Source organism: Amycolatopsis australiensis, assembly GCF_900119165.1.
In the GTDB taxonomy this organism is placed as follows: domain Bacteria; phylum Actinomycetota; class Actinomycetes; order Mycobacteriales; family Pseudonocardiaceae; genus Amycolatopsis; species Amycolatopsis australiensis.
Window position 1 is genome coordinate 5,850,213 of sequence record NZ_FPJG01000006.1, and the last position, 13,433, is coordinate 5,863,645.

Annotated in this window: 14 protein-coding genes; 9 read left to right on the forward strand and 5 right to left on the reverse strand. The window is 73.0% G+C overall.

The window, feature by feature from the left end; genetic code table 11:
• Positions 1–2: 2 nt before the first annotated feature.
• The 3 genes from BT341_RS28570 to BT341_RS28580 all read left to right on the forward strand — a co-directional run bounded on the left by BT341_RS28570 (position 3) and on the right by BT341_RS28580 (position 2,982).
• A complete protein-coding gene (locus BT341_RS28570; protein ID WP_072479219.1) occupies positions 3–986 on the forward strand; it encodes a glutathione S-transferase family protein in 984 nt (327 codons plus the stop codon).
• A 22-nt stretch (positions 987–1,008) separates the two neighbouring features.
• Entirely contained in the window at positions 1,009–1,776 is a 768-nt protein-coding gene (locus tag BT341_RS28575) for an SDR family NAD(P)-dependent oxidoreductase (RefSeq protein WP_072479220.1), read from the forward strand.
• A 75-nt stretch (positions 1,777–1,851) separates the two neighbouring features.
• The gene (locus BT341_RS28580; protein WP_072479221.1) at positions 1,852–2,982 is read left to right on the forward strand and encodes an epoxide hydrolase family protein; all 1,131 of its coding nucleotides are present in this window, start codon (positions 1,852–1,854) and stop codon (positions 2,980–2,982) included.
• Between the two features lie 24 nt (positions 2,983–3,006).
• Here BT341_RS28580 and BT341_RS28585 read toward each other — a convergent pair whose 3' ends face one another.
• Together BT341_RS28585 and BT341_RS46760 are read right to left on the reverse strand one after the other, a co-directional pair.
• A complete protein-coding gene (locus BT341_RS28585) occupies positions 3,007–3,537 on the reverse strand; it encodes an LmrA/YxaF family transcription factor (RefSeq protein ID WP_425426403.1) in 531 nt (176 codons plus the stop codon).
• Positions 3,470–4,111, reverse strand: coding sequence for a GNAT family N-acetyltransferase (locus BT341_RS46760; protein ID WP_245805133.1), 642 nt, complete (start codon positions 4,109–4,111; stop codon positions 3,470–3,472). The genes BT341_RS28585 and BT341_RS46760 overlap by 68 nt, the downstream gene beginning before the upstream one ends.
• Positions 4,112–4,366: 255 nt before the next feature.
• On the opposite strand from BT341_RS46760, the gene rox reads away from it, so the two are divergent.
• From rox to BT341_RS28600, 3 genes are all read left to right on the forward strand, one after another.
• Complete coding sequence (gene rox / locus BT341_RS28590) at positions 4,367–5,794, forward strand: rifampin monooxygenase (protein ID WP_072479223.1); 1,428 nt, start codon at positions 4,367–4,369, stop codon at positions 5,792–5,794.
• Positions 5,795–5,834: 40 nt separating this feature from the next.
• Positions 5,835–8,009, forward strand: a complete 2,175-nt coding sequence (helR, locus tag BT341_RS28595; protein ID WP_245805134.1) for an RNA polymerase recycling motor ATPase HelR — start codon at positions 5,835–5,837, stop codon at positions 8,007–8,009.
• A 71-nt stretch (positions 8,010–8,080) separates the two neighbouring features.
• Positions 8,081–8,680 (forward strand): hypothetical protein, encoded by a 600-nt coding sequence (locus tag BT341_RS28600; RefSeq protein WP_072479224.1) that lies wholly within the window; start codon positions 8,081–8,083, stop codon positions 8,678–8,680.
• Between the two features lie 3 nt (positions 8,681–8,683).
• Here BT341_RS28600 and BT341_RS28605 read toward each other — a convergent pair whose 3' ends face one another.
• Positions 8,684–8,872 carry a hypothetical protein gene (locus BT341_RS28605; RefSeq protein ID WP_072482228.1) on the reverse strand — a complete coding sequence of 63 codons (189 nt, stop codon included), beginning with the start codon at positions 8,870–8,872 and terminating at the stop codon, positions 8,684–8,686.
• A 91-nt stretch (positions 8,873–8,963) separates the two neighbouring features.
• Positions 8,964–9,356: an ectoine synthase gene (locus BT341_RS28610; RefSeq protein ID WP_072479225.1), complete on the reverse strand. Its 393-nt coding sequence runs from the start codon at positions 9,354–9,356 to the stop codon at positions 8,964–8,966.
• Between the two features lie 71 nt (positions 9,357–9,427).
• Here BT341_RS28610 and BT341_RS28615 point away from each other — a divergent pair, with 71 nt between their 5' ends.
• Both BT341_RS28615 and BT341_RS28620 read left to right on the forward strand, forming a co-directional pair.
• Positions 9,428–10,390, forward strand: a complete 963-nt coding sequence (locus BT341_RS28615; RefSeq protein ID WP_072479226.1) for a helix-turn-helix domain-containing protein — start codon at positions 9,428–9,430, stop codon at positions 10,388–10,390.
• A 25-nt stretch (positions 10,391–10,415) separates the two neighbouring features.
• Positions 10,416–10,829 carry a DUF5655 domain-containing protein gene (locus BT341_RS28620; RefSeq protein WP_072479227.1) on the forward strand — a complete coding sequence of 138 codons (414 nt, stop codon included), beginning with the start codon at positions 10,416–10,418 and terminating at the stop codon, positions 10,827–10,829.
• A gap of 10 nt (positions 10,830–10,839) precedes the next feature.
• Here the strand turns inward: BT341_RS28620 and BT341_RS28625 are convergent, their stop codons facing one another.
• Positions 10,840–12,096, reverse strand: coding sequence for a YncE family protein (locus tag BT341_RS28625; RefSeq protein WP_084743014.1), 1,257 nt, complete (start codon positions 12,094–12,096; stop codon positions 10,840–10,842).
• A gap of 183 nt (positions 12,097–12,279) precedes the next feature.
• Between BT341_RS28625 and BT341_RS28630 the strand changes: the two genes are divergently transcribed.
• Entirely contained in the window at positions 12,280–13,407 is a 1,128-nt protein-coding gene (locus tag BT341_RS28630) for a PucR family transcriptional regulator (RefSeq protein WP_245805135.1), read from the forward strand.
• Positions 13,408–13,433 lie beyond the last annotated feature (26 nt).

Here is a 13,433-nt window from a genome sequence, read left to right on the forward strand (position 1 = left end):
CGATGAGCGACAAGGGCGAGTACCAGCGGGACCTGAACTACCTCCCGGACCGCATCACCGCCGACGGCCGGGACGGCTGGCCGGTCGAGCCCGGCCGCTACCGGCTGGTCGTCGCCCGCGCCTGCCCGTGGGCCAACCGCGCGGTGATCGTGCGGCGGCTGCTCGGCCTCGAGCCGGTGCTGTCGATGGGCATCGCCGGGCCGGTGCACGACGAGCGCAGCTGGAGCTTCGACCTCGACCCGGGCGGCCGCGACCCGGTGCTCGGCATCGAACGGCTGCAGGAAGCGTTCTTCAAGCGCGACCCGGACTACCCGCGCGGCATCACGGTGCCGGCGTTCGTCGACATCCCGAGCGGCAAGGTCGTCACCAACGACTTCGCGCAGATGACGCTCGACATGTCCACCGAGTGGACCGCCTACCACCGCGAAGGCGCGCCGGAGCTGTACCCGGAGAAGCTGCGTGACGAGATCGACGACGTCGCGCAGCAGGTGTTCACCGACGTCAACAACGCGGTCTACCAGGCCGGGTTCGCCCAGTCCCAGGACGCCTACGAACGCGCCTACCGGAAGCTGTTCGCCCGGCTGGACTGGCTGTCGGAGCGGCTGGCGAACCGGCGGTACCTGGTCGGCGACACGATCACCGAAGCGGACATCCGGCTGTTCACCACGCTGGTGCGCTTCGACGCCGTCTACCACGGTCACTTCAAGTGCAACCGGCAGAAGCTCACCGAGCTGCCGGTGCTGTGGGCCTACACCCGCGACCTGTTCCAGACCCCCGGGTTCGGCGACACGATCGACTTCGCGCAGATCAAGGAGCACTACTACGTGGTGCACGAGAACGTGAACCCGACCGGGATCGTGCCGCTCGGCCCGGACGTCTCCGGCTGGCTGACCCCGCACCACCGCGAGGAGCTGGGCGGCCGCCCGTTCGGCGACGGCACCCCGCCGGGACCGCCGCCGGCGGCCGAGCGGGTGCCCGCGCTCTGAGTTCTTGGCTACGGTGATCGCCATGGAACGCCTGCGCGATCGCCGCATCCTGGTCACCGGCGCCGGTTCCGGCATCGGCCGGGCCACCACGCTGCGCCTGCTGGACGAAGGGGCGAAGGTCGTCGCCACCGACGTCACGGGCCTCGACGGCCTGCCGGAGGTCCCCGGCCTGACGACGGCCGCCCTGGACGTGGCCGACGAGACCTCGGCCGCCGCGGGAACCGCCTTCGCGGTCGAGGCGCTGGGCGGGCTGGACGTGCTGGTCAACGCGGCCGGGATCCTCCTGGCGTCGCACACGCACGAGACGTCGCTGGAGCTGTGGAACCGCGTGCTGGCGGTGAACCTGACGGGCACGTTCCTGGTGACGCGCGCGGCCCTGCCGGCCCTGCTCGAGAGCGGCCGGGGCGTGGTGGTGAACTTCAGCTCGACGTCCGCGTCGTTCGCCCACCCGTACATGGCGGCGTACTGCGCGAGCAAGGGCGGCATCCAGGCGTTCACGCACTCGCTGGCGCTGGAGTACAGCAAGCAGGGGCTGCGCGCGGTGAGCGTCGCGCCGGGGAGCGTGAAGAGCGGCATCACGGACTCGGCGCTGAGCTGGCTGCCGCAGGACATCGACGTCTCGCTGTTCGGCCGCCTGCTGCCGATCCTGCCGACGGACCTGACGACGGAGGCGGGCAACCCGGTGGCCCCACCGGAGGCGGTGGCGGGCGTGGTGGCGATGCTGGCCTCGGACGACGGCGCGTTCATCACGGGCACGGAAATCCGCGTCGACGGCGGCACGCACACCTGACCCCGATGCGGCGGTGCCGCGACCCGGCCGAGGCTGAGGACCGGGCCTGTCCGCGATTCGCGAGAGGCTCGGCCCATGGACCCCTTCCGCATCGACGTCCCGCAGGCCGGCCTCGACGAGCTGCGCCACCGGCTCGCCCGCACCCGGTGGCCGGGTGAACTGCCCGACGCCGGCTGGGCGTACGGCGTCAGCCAGCCCTACCTCGCCGAGCTCGCCGAATACTGGCGCACCGGGTACGACTGGCGGGCGCACGAGGCACGGCTCAACGCGTTCCCGCAGTCCACGACCGTGATCGACGGCCAGCGCGTGCACTTCCTGCACGTCCGCTCGCCCGAGCCGGGCGCGACGCCGCTGCTGCTCACCCACGGCTGGCCGAGCACGGTAGCCGACTTCCTCGGCATCCTCGGGCCGCTCACCGACCCGCGCGCCCACGGCGGCGACCCGGCGGACGCGTTCCACGTCGTCGCGCCGTCGGTGCCCGGCTTCGCGTTCTCCGGGCCGACCACCGAGCGGGGCTGGAACACGCGCCGGATCGCCCGGGCGTGGGCCGAGCTGATGCGCCGGCTGGGCTACGAGCGCTACGGCGCCCAGGGCGGCGACTTCGGCAGCATCGTCTCCCCCGAGCTGGGCCGCACCGCGCCGGAGGCGGTGCTGGGCGTGCACGTCAACGCCGTGGCCAACGCCGGCGTCCCGACCGCGCCGGGCGACCTCGCCCGGCTGTCCGAAGCGGACCGCGAGCGGGCGCGGGAGAACCAGGCGTGGTGGTACGCCCACTCCGGCTACGCGACGCAGATGGCCACCCGGCCGCAGACACTCGCCTACGCGCTCAACGACTCCCCGGCCGGACAGCTGGCGTGGAACCTGGAGTGGTTCGTCGGCTGGGATCCCACGGCGACGGACCAGACGCCGGTGGACCGCGACGCGATACTGACGAACGTGACGATCTTCTGGCTGACGGGCACGGCCGGCTCGGCGGCGCGGCTGTACCTGGAGGCGGCCCACGACGGCTGGGGCGAGCGCCCGGAGCCGTCGGGCGTGCCGACCGCGGTGGCGAATTTCCGCGGCGACCACGCGATCCGCGGCCTGGCCGCACTGTCGAACCGGATCACCCGCTGGTCGGAGTACGACACCGGCGGGCACTTCGCGTCGCTGCAGGCGCCGGACGTGCTGGTCCGCGACATCCGGGAGTTCTTCCGGGAGCTGTAGGCGCCCGTGGACAGCCGGGAGGGGCTACTCCCCCGCCCCGGCGCGGCGGCGCCGCTTCACCGCGGCGCCGTCCAGCAGGGGACGCAGCTCCGCCACGACCGTGTCGAGCGGGGCCACGCTCCGATGCGCGCGGGCCAGCACGATCGCCCCTTCCAGCGTGCTCAGCATCAGCACCGCCAGTGACGTACTGCGGCTCGCCGGCACGCCCAGCTCCTCCAGCGTCGCCGCGACCGGGCGTTGCCAGCCGTCGAACGCTTTCGCCACCGCTTCGCGCAGGCCGTCGCTCGTGGCCGCCGTGTCCGCCACCGTCGCCACCAGCGGGCAGCCCGCGTCGAACCCCTGGGCCGTGAACTCGTCGCGCCATTGGGCGGCCATCGCCTCGAACAGCCGGCCCGGGGCCGGGTCGGTGAGCTTCGCGGCCAGGCGCGCGACGCGGCGGGCGGCGTAGTCGCCTGCCCACGCCACCGCTTCGCCGATCAGCTGGTCCTTACCGCCCGGGAAGTAGTGCTGGAGCGACCCCCGGGGCGCCTCGGCGTGCGCCACCACGTCCCGCATCCCGGTCGCTCCCACGCCGTGGATCCGCACCAGCTGCGCGGCGCTGAGCACCATCCGCTCGCGCGGGGTCCGGGTCATCGGCCGCCTCCTTCATGACGTCCGTCATGATAGCCCAGTCCGGGACCACCAGCGCGAAGTCCCGCTCGCCGCGTTCGTACCCCGGCACCGGGCGGAATCCCTGGCCCAGCAGCAGCGCCTCGGCGCCGGCGTTGCCCGCGCGCACCGTGGCCCGCACCGTCCAGCCGCGGAACCGCCCGGAGGCCCACAGCCACCGGGTCAGCGCGCTGCCGATCCCCTGCCGCTGCCACGGGTCGGCGACGAGGACGGCGATCTCCGCTTCGCCCGGGGTTTCCGCGACGAAGTTGAGCAGCCCCGCGGGCACACCGCCGCGAACCGCGAGCAGCGCGGGCGTCCCGGCGAGCAGGAACCGCTCGTAGCGCCGGAAGACCTCGCCCGGTTCGGCCGGGCCGCCCATCAGGAAGCGCAGCCGGAGGCTCTCCGGCGAGCAGGCCGCGACCAGCGCGGCGACGCACTCCCGGTCGGCCGGGCCCCCGCCCAGCTCCCGGATTTTCATGACAACTGTCATAGTCCCATGAGAGCACAGTGCGACGCGAAGCACACTATGACGGCCGTCATAAACCGGCGGCGCGAAGCACCTGGTGAAGGCTGGAACAGGGAAGAGGCGAAGGAGACCGGAGGGAGGAAGACCACTCCCCTCCATGTCTAACGTATAGCGCACCCCCGGGCTTGCGGCAAGACCCCCGTCGTGCCGCACAATTCTCAGCCGTTGCCACTACCTGCGCAAACGCGGGTGATTCAAGGGGGTCTTTTGTTCGACGTGATCATCGCCGGTGGCGGGCCGACCGGCGTGATGCTGGCGGCCGAGCTCCGGCTGCACGGCGTCGAGGTGCTCGTGCTGGAACGGGACGCGGAGCCGACGAAGGTCGTCCGCGCGCTCGGCCTGCACGCGCGCAGCATCGAGGTGATGGACCAGCGCGGACTGCTGGAGCGGTTCCTCGAGCTGGGCACGAAGTACCCGGTCGGGGGATTCTTCGCCGGCATTCCGAAGCCGCCGCCGGAGCGGCTCGACACCGCGCACGCCTACACGCTCGGCCTTCACCAGCCCGTCATCGACCGCCTGCTGACCGAGCACGCGCTCGAGCTCGGCGCCGAGATCCGGCGCGGCCGGGAGGTGACCGGGCTGAGCCAGGACGACGACGGCGTCACGGTCGAACTGGCCGACGGCACCCGGGAACGCGCGCGCTTCCTCGTCGGCTGCGACGGTGGCCGCAGCACCGTGCGCAAGCTGCTCGGCGTCGGCTTCCCCGGCGAGCCCAGCCGCGTCGAGACGCTGCTGGGCGAAGTCGAGGTGACGGCATCGCGGGAGACGATCGACGCCGCGAACCTGGAAGTCCGCAAGACCCACAAGCGGTTCGGGTTCATGCCGCTGGAGGGCGGCACCTACCGGGTCGGCGTGCCCGCCGAGGGGGTCGCCGAGGACCGGCGGAGCGCGCCGACGCTGGAGGAGGTCAAGCAGCAGCTGCGGAAGGTCGCCGGGACCGACTTCGGCGTGCACTCGCCGCGCTGGCTGTCGCGGTTCGGCGACGCGACCCGGCAGGCCGAGCGCTACCGCGTGGGCCGGGTGCTGCTGGCCGGCGACGCGGCGCACATCCACCCGCCGGTCGGCGGCCAGGGGCTCAACCTCGGCGTCCAGGACGCGTTCAACCTGGGCTGGAAGCTCGCCGCCGAGATCGCCGGCTGGGCACCGGCGGGCCTGCTGGACAGCTACGAGGCCGAACGGCACCCGGTGGCCGCCGACGTGCTGGACAACACCCGCGCCCAGATGGAGCTGCTGGCGCCGGAGCCGGGACCGCAGGCGGTCCGGCGGCTGGTCGCCGAGCTGATGGACTTCCCGGAGGTCAGCAGGCACCTCACGGAGAAGATCATCGCGATCGGCATCCGCTACGACTTCGGCGAGGGGCCCGCGCTGCTGGGCCGCCGGTTGCGGGACGTCGAGCTGAAGCAGGGGCGGCTCTACGGGCTGATGCACCGCGGCCGGGGGCTGCTGCTCGACCAGACGGGACGGCTGGCGGTGGCGGGCTGGGCGGACCGCGTCGACCACGTCGTGGACGTCAGCGAAGAGCTGGAATTCCCCGCCGTGCTGCTGCGGCCCGACGGGCACGTGGTGTGGGCCGGCGAGGACGAGGCCGAGCTGCCCGCGGTGCTGCGGAAGTGGTTCGGCGCGCCCGCCGCGTGAACAGCGCCTGAAAGCCGTTGCCGGACGACGAAGAGGGAATGTGTCTCAGGAGTACGAAGAAGAACTGCGGTCCGAACGCGACTACGTCGCCGGGCTGTACGCGCGCCTCGACGCCGAGCGCGCGCGGGTGAAGGCGGAGTACGAGGCGGCGTTGGGCGGCAACGGCGTGGGCGCCATGGAACGCGACGTCGGGGTCCGCGCGCTCGGCCGCCAGGTGAAGCGGCTGGACGTCGTGGACAACGGGCTGTGCTTCGGCCGGCTGGACGCCGTCTCGGGCGAACGGTCCTACATCGGCCGGATCGGCCTGTTCGACGAGGACGACGAGTACCGGCCGGTGCTGCTCGACTGGCGGGCACCGGCGGCGCGCCCGTTCTACACCGCGACCGGCGCGCACCCGGAGGGCCTGCGCCGACGGCGGCAGTTCCACACGCGCGGACGGCGGCTCCTCGGCTTCACCGACGAGGACCTCGGCCGTCCCGGCGGGGACGCGCAAGGGGACGCCGCGCTGCTGGCGGCCGTCAACGCGCCGCGCGGCGAAGGGATGCGCGACATCGTCGCGACCATCCAGGCCGAGCAGGACGAGATCATCCGGCTCGACCACCCGGGCGTGCTCGTCATCGAAGGCGGTCCGGGCACCGGGAAGACCGTCGTGGCGCTGCACCGCGTCGCGTACCTGCTCTACACCCAGCGGGAGCGGATGGAACGCCACGGCGCGCTGGTGGTCGGCCCCAACCCGGCGTTCCTGCACCACATCGGGCGCGTGCTGCCGTCGCTGGGCGAGACCGACGTCGTCTTCACCACCACCGGCGACCTCGTGCCCGGCCTGCACGTCACCGCCGAGGACGGGCCGGAAGCCGCGCGGCTCAAGGGATCGCTGACGATCCTCGACGTGCTGAAGGCGGCGGTCGCCGACCGGCAGCGGCTGCCCGCCGAGCCGGTGCCGATCGTGCTGAAGGACGTCACCGTGCGGATCGACGCCGAGACCGCGGAGTGGGCCCGGCAGGAGGCGCGCGACAGCGGACTGCCGCACAACGAAGCCCGGGCGGTGTTCACCGACATCGTCACGTACGTGCTCACCGAGCGGGCGATCGGGCGGATCGGCAAGGGCTGGCTGAGCCGCGACGACAAGGACGAGTGGGAAAGCATGCGGAAGGGCCTGCTGCAGGACCTCGCCGCCGACGAGAAGTTCACCGCGACGCTCGACGAGCTCTGGCCGGTCCTGACGCCGGAAGAACTGCTGTCGTCGCTGTACCCGTCTCGCGACCGGCTGCGGGCGGCCGGGGCGTCGCCGGAGCTGTGGCGAGCCGACGGCGAGGCCTGGACGGTCTCGGACGTGCCCCTGCTCGACGAGCTGGCCGACCTGCTGGGCCGCGACAGGACGGCGGAGCACGCCGCCGAGCGGGCGGCGGCCGCGGAACGGAAGGCTCAGGCCGAGTACGCCGCCGGGGTCTTCGAGACGATGAAGCTGGACCGGGAGGAGATGGACGAGGACGTCATGCTCTCGGCGGAAAACCTGCTCTACGCCGAGGATCTGGCCGAGCGGTTCGTCGAGCACGACACGCGCACGCTCGTCGAGCGCGCCGCCGCCGACCGGGACTGGACCTACCGGCACGTCGTCGTCGACGAGGCACAGGAACTGTCCGAAATGGACTGGCGGGTGCTGATGCGGCGCTGTGCCGGCCGGTCGTTCACGGTGGTGGGCGACCTCGCCCAGCGCCGGTCGGCGGCCGGGGCCCGGTCGTGGGGCGAAATGCTCGCGCCGTACGTGGCCGATCGCTGGGTCTACCGGTCGCTGACGGTCAACTACCGCACGCCGGCGGAGATCATGGCCGTCGCCGCGGCGGTGCTCGCGGAGTTCGCGCCCGAGGTCAAGGCACCGGAATCGGTCCGCGCGACCGGGGTCCGGCCGTGGTCGCGGCAGGTCACCGCGGACGAGCGGGCCACGGCGATCGAGGAGTTCGTGCGGGAGGAGGCGCGGCGCCCGGGCACCAGTGTGGTGATCGGGCCGCCGGGGGTGCCGGGCACGGTGCCGGCGTCCCGCACGAAGGGCCTGGAGTTCGACGCGGTCCTCGTGGTCGAGCCCGCGGCGATCCTCGACGCCGGCGCGGCCGACCTCTACGTGGCCCTCACCCGGGCGACCCAGCGGCTCGGCGTGCTGCACCAAGAGCCGCTGCCGCGGGCGTTGCGCGGGCTCGCGGAGGTCGTCCGGCACTAGGACGGTTCGGCGGCGGGGAGCGCGGGTACGTTGCGGATCGCCCGCGCTCCCCCACCGCGAAAGGCGTCCCCATGCAGTTCTACGCCGAACGGCCGATCCGCCGCACCGCGCAGCTCGTCAGCGATCTGCTGGCCCTGCTGCTCGTGGTCTTCGCCGTGTGGCTCGCGACGTCGGTCCACGACGAAGTGATGAAGCTGCGCGCCCCCGGCGACGGTCTCGTCAGCGCCGGCACCGGCCTGCGCGGCACGTTCGATTCGGCGGCGAACTCGGCGGGCGGGATCCCGCTGATCGGCGACGCGCTGGCGAAGGCGCTGCACGGCGGCTCGGACGTCGGCACGAAGCTCACCGACGCGGGACGCTGGCAGATCGAGGCGGTGGAGAACCTGGCGTGGTGGATGGCGGCGATCATCATCGCGCTGCCGGTGCTGGCGCTGGTGGTGACGTGGCTGCCGCTGCGCTGGCACTTCACCCGCCGCGCGACGGCGGCCGCGCGGCTGCGGGCACTCGGCGACGAAGGCATGGACCTGCTGGCCCTGCGGGCCCTGGCGACCCAGCCGTTGCGGCGCCTGGCGTCGGTGAGCGAAGTCGCGACGGGCTGGCGGCAACGCGACCGCGACGTCATCGAGAAGCTGGCCGGCCACGAACTCGCCCGCCACGGCCTGCTGGCCTGAACCTCAGCGCGGCCCCTGCCGCCGCCCGACCGAGCGGCCGATGAAGTAGCCCAGCACCAAGCCGACCACCAGGCCGATCGCGATGAAGAAGATCACCGTCGCCGCGGCGATCTTGCCCACCGTGCCGAGGAAGCCCTTCGCCTCGAACTCGCTCACCGTCGCCAGCGCCTGGACCATCGCGTAGTGCGTCATGATCCCCAGGGTGGCACCGGACGGCGCCGGGCGCACGCTGTCGGCGCGCGTCCAGCCCGGCGGCTTCGTCCGCACGGCAGCCGCGCGGTGCTCAGCGGTCGGGTTCGCTCGGTAGCGGGAAGGCGCCGTTTTCGTCGTGCACCTCGCCGCCGGTGAGCGGCGGGGTGAACACGCAGACCGCGCGGAACTGCGTGTGGGCCCGGAGGGTGTGCCGCTCGTGCGCGGCGAGGTACAGCACGCCGGGCTCGAGGCGGTGCACCTCGCCCGTCTCGTGGTCGGCCACCTCACCCCGGCCTTCGAGGACGTAGACGGCTTCGACGTGGTTGGCGTACCACAGCTCCAGCTCGGCTCCCGCGGGCAACACCGTGTCGTTCATCGAGAAGCCGGCCCGATCCTCGGCCAGCAGCAGGCGGCGGCTGGTCCACCCCGGCCCGCGCACTTCGCGTCCGGTGCCGAGGACCTCGCCCAGTGAATGGATGATCATGGCAGTGATCCTCACCGCCGGGGACGCTCGCCGACAGAGGCAGGAACGCCCCGTACCGCTAAGATCGCGCCATGCGTGCCCACACCGTCTCGGTGCTGGCCTTCGACGGGATGGCGCCGTTCGAGCTCGGCTCGGTGGTCGAGGTCTTCGGGCAGCCCCGGCCCGAGCTCGGCGTCCCCTGGTACGACCTGCGGGTCTGCTCGTGGCAGCGCGAGCCGATGCGGGCGCTCGGGGGCTTCACGATGACCGCCGAAAACGGCTTGGACGTCTTCGCCGCGGCCGACACCGTGGTGGTCGTCGCGGTGCCGGACGTCCGGGGCGAGGTGCCGCCCGGTGTCGTCGCCGCGCTACGGGACGCGCACGGGCGCGGCGCCCGGATCGTGTCGATCTGCTCGGGCGTGTTCGCGCTCGCCGCGGCCGGGCTGCTGGACGGCCGCGAGGCGACCACCCACTGGCAGTACGCGGAGCTGCTGCAGCGGCGCTACCCGCGGGTCCGCGTGAACCACGACGTGCTGTACGTCGACGGCGGCGACGTGCTCACCGGCGCGGGCAACGCCGCCGGGCTGGACCTGTGCCTCCACCTGGTGCGCAAGGACCACGGCGCCCGCGTGGCCAACGCGGTGGCCCGGCACCTGGTCGTCCCGCCGCACCGGGAAGCCGGCCAGGCCCAGGTCGTGGCCGAAGCGGTGGGCGGGCAGGCGGACGGCGAAGACGCGGTCGCCCGCGCGATGACCTGGGCGCTGGACCACCTCGCGGAGCCGCTCGCCGTGGCCGACCTGGCGCGCGTGGCCTGCCTGGCGCCCCGCACGTTCATCCGGCACTTCCACCGGCGGACCGGGACCAGCCCGCTGCGCTGGGTCGTCGCCCAGCGGATCCGGGCCAGCCTGCCGCTGCTGGAGCACAGCTCGATGTCGATCGAGCAGATCGGCGCGGTGGTCGGCATGGACCGCCCGGTGACGTTCCGGCACCACTTCACGCGCACCATGAAGACCTCGCCCTCGGCCTACCGGCGCGCCTTCCGCACCCCCGCCTGACGGTCCTCGTGCGATCCTGGACGGCATGGCGACCCGCTGGACGTGCCCGCGCTGCGACCGCGAGTTCGCGCGTGCCGGCCAGAGCCACACGTGCGTGCCGGGCGGCACGGTCGACGACACGTTCGCCGGGAAGCCGCCGTGGCAGCGCGAGGTCTACGACGCCGTCATCGGGCACCTGCGCACCCTCGGCGACGTCCACGAGGACGCCGTCAAGGTCGGGGTGTTCCTGAAACGGGACCGGAAGCTGGCGGAGCTGCGGCCGCGGTCCCGCGACGTACTGGTGTACCTGTGGCTGCCACACCCGGTCGAGACGGCCCGCATCGCCCCCGCCGGCTGGACGAGCGGTCCGCGGGTGGGGCACAGGCTGAGCCTGCGCTCGGTGTCCGATGTGGACGAAGAAGTCCGCGAGTGGCTGACGATCGCCTTCGACCACTCCTGAAAGCGGCCGGTCAGGTGGCCGGGCCCGTCCAGCCCGCCGGCACGTGCCCGAGGCGGACCCGCTGCGGGTGGTCGCCCACCGGCACCGAGACGAGCTTCCGGCCCGTCGCGAAGTCGATCGCGGTGACCTGGTCCGCGCCCGCCTCCGAGACGATGCAGGCGCTGCCGTCGCCGCTCACCGTGGCCCAGTACGGCTTCACCGCCGGCACCAGCGTGCCCTCCTGCAGGGTCGCGCGGTCGACCACCGTGGCGTAGTCGTCCATCGTCCCGGCGACGCAGAGCTTGGTGCCCGCCGGGTTCATCGACAGGCCGTGGTGGCGGGAGTCGTTGACGAAAGTCTTGCGGTCGTCGCTCGTGGCCGGGTTCTTCGGGAGCTCCTTCAGCCGCGTGATCCTGTCGCCCGCCACGTCGTACTCCAGGAACCCGTTGAAGAACGACACCTGGAAGTACAGCTTCGACTCGTCCGGGCTGAAGGCGACCGGCCGCACCGCGTTCGAGAGGTCCCGCCGCCCGAACGCGTCGAGCCGCTGGCGCATGTCGATCACCTTGACCTGACGGAACGTCGTGGCGTCGACGATCGTGATGTGCCGGTCCCCCTTGGTGAAGTCCCACGCCGGGTCGTCGAGGTCGGTGTTGACCTCGCCGATCGACATGTTCCACAGGTACCGGCCGCCGTCGGTGAACACGTTCTCGTGCGGCTTGTCCCCGGCCGCGAACGAGCCGACCTGCCGGCCGGTATCGATGTCGAGCACGTGCACGGTGTTGGACGTCGAGGCGGACACGGCGACGCGGCGGCCGTCCGGCGACACGGCCATGTGGTCGGCGCGGAAGCCCGACACCGGGAAGCGCCAGTTGATCCGGCCGGTGGCGAGGCTGATCGACACGACGTCGGCGAAGCTCGGCCGCGACGCGACCACCGCGGACCCGTCCGGTGTCGTGTACATGTCGTCGACGAACTGGTCGTGCCCCTCGCCGGGCCCGTTGCGGATGCCGAGGAAGAAGGCCAGCTTGACCGGGTTCAGGTAGATCTCGCGGAGCCGGTCGTCCTTGTCGGGGATGATGTTCACGCGCGCGACGTGCGCGAAGCTGCCGCGGGATTCGATGACGTCGGCCGTCCCGTCCCAGTTGTTGCCGACGAACATCACTTCCCGCAGGGCCGCGGGGGCGCCGGTCGCCGGCACCGCCGCGCCTGCCGCCAGCAGGGCGACGGCGGAGGCCAGGTACGCGGCGCGCGAGAGGTACGACCTGGTTCTCGGGGAAGTGCGCACGGGAAACACCTTTCGACGCTGAAGAGGTGCGGCGGCGGGAAACACCCGGTGGTGTTCGCGACGGTGAGGGGTTACTGTCCGGTATGCCACGATAACCGGCCACCGGAGCCACTCCGGTAGGGGCGGGCGGCCAACGCGCGGGCGGCCGGTTGTGGCGGTGCCACAACGGATCGGGAGGTGCCGGTGACGCCGCTGCTCCGGCGGATCCTCGACGAGCTGGCTGCCGACGATGCCGTGCTCGACGAGCTGGTCAAGGTGGCGCGCAGCCAGTCACCGGAGGTCGCCCGGCTGCCGGAGGCGGAGAACCGGCGGCACGTGCAGGTGCTGCTGTCCGCCGCGCTGCGGGCGACGGCGAGCCCCGACGGTCCCGCGCGGGAGGACTACACCACCGCCGAGGCGCTGGGCGCCGACCGCGCCGCGCAGGGTGTCCCGCTCACCGATCTGCTGCGCGGAGTCCAGGCGGGCCGCACGCACGCGGCGCGCGTCGCGGTCGAACGCGCGCGGGCCGCGGGAGTGCCCGACGACGTCATCCTGGAGACGGTCCTCGACGCCGACCGCTACACCGGCGCGCTGGAACACCACATCGTCAAGGGCTACCACGCGGCCGAGCTGCAGCTGTCGCGCACGGTGCGGGACGCGCGCACCCAACTGCTGCGCACCCTGCTGCTGGCCGGGGACCCGCCCGCACCCGAGGAGCTGCGGCAAGCGGGGTTGCGTCCCGGCGGCCGTTACCACTGCGTGGTGTCCGACGTCAGCGACCCGGCGCAGGCGCGCACGCTCGAGCAGGCACTGCTCGAGTTCGGCGGGGTGTACGGGCTGGTGGAAGGACGGCTCACCGGCTTGGCGGCCCGGCCGCCCGCCGGAGTGACGCTGACCGGCGACGCCCGGCTGGTGGTCGCGCCCGCGACGGCGTTGCCGGCGCTGCGCGAAGTGCACGGCCTCTGCACGGCGGCGGCGCGGATCGCCGGCCCCGGCTGCCACGACCTCACGGTGCTGGCGGGCGAAATCGCGTTGACGGCGCAGCCACTGCTGGGCGACCTGCTGACCGCGTCCCTGCTGCCCGCGCTCGACACGGCGAACCCGTTCCACCGCGAACTGGCGGCGACGGCACTGGCCTACCTCGACCACGGCCGCCGCCTGCGCCCCACGGCCGAAGCACTGCACCTGCACCCGAACACGGTCCGCTACCGGCTGGACCGGCTCGCCGAGCTGACCCCGCTGCCGCTGGCGGAAAACAGCGACAGCCGGGTCCTCGACACGGTCCGTTCCTGGTGGGCGCTGCAGCACTGGCTGAGCCGGCCGGTCACGTGAGGCGCCGCACCACCGCGGCAGTCGGC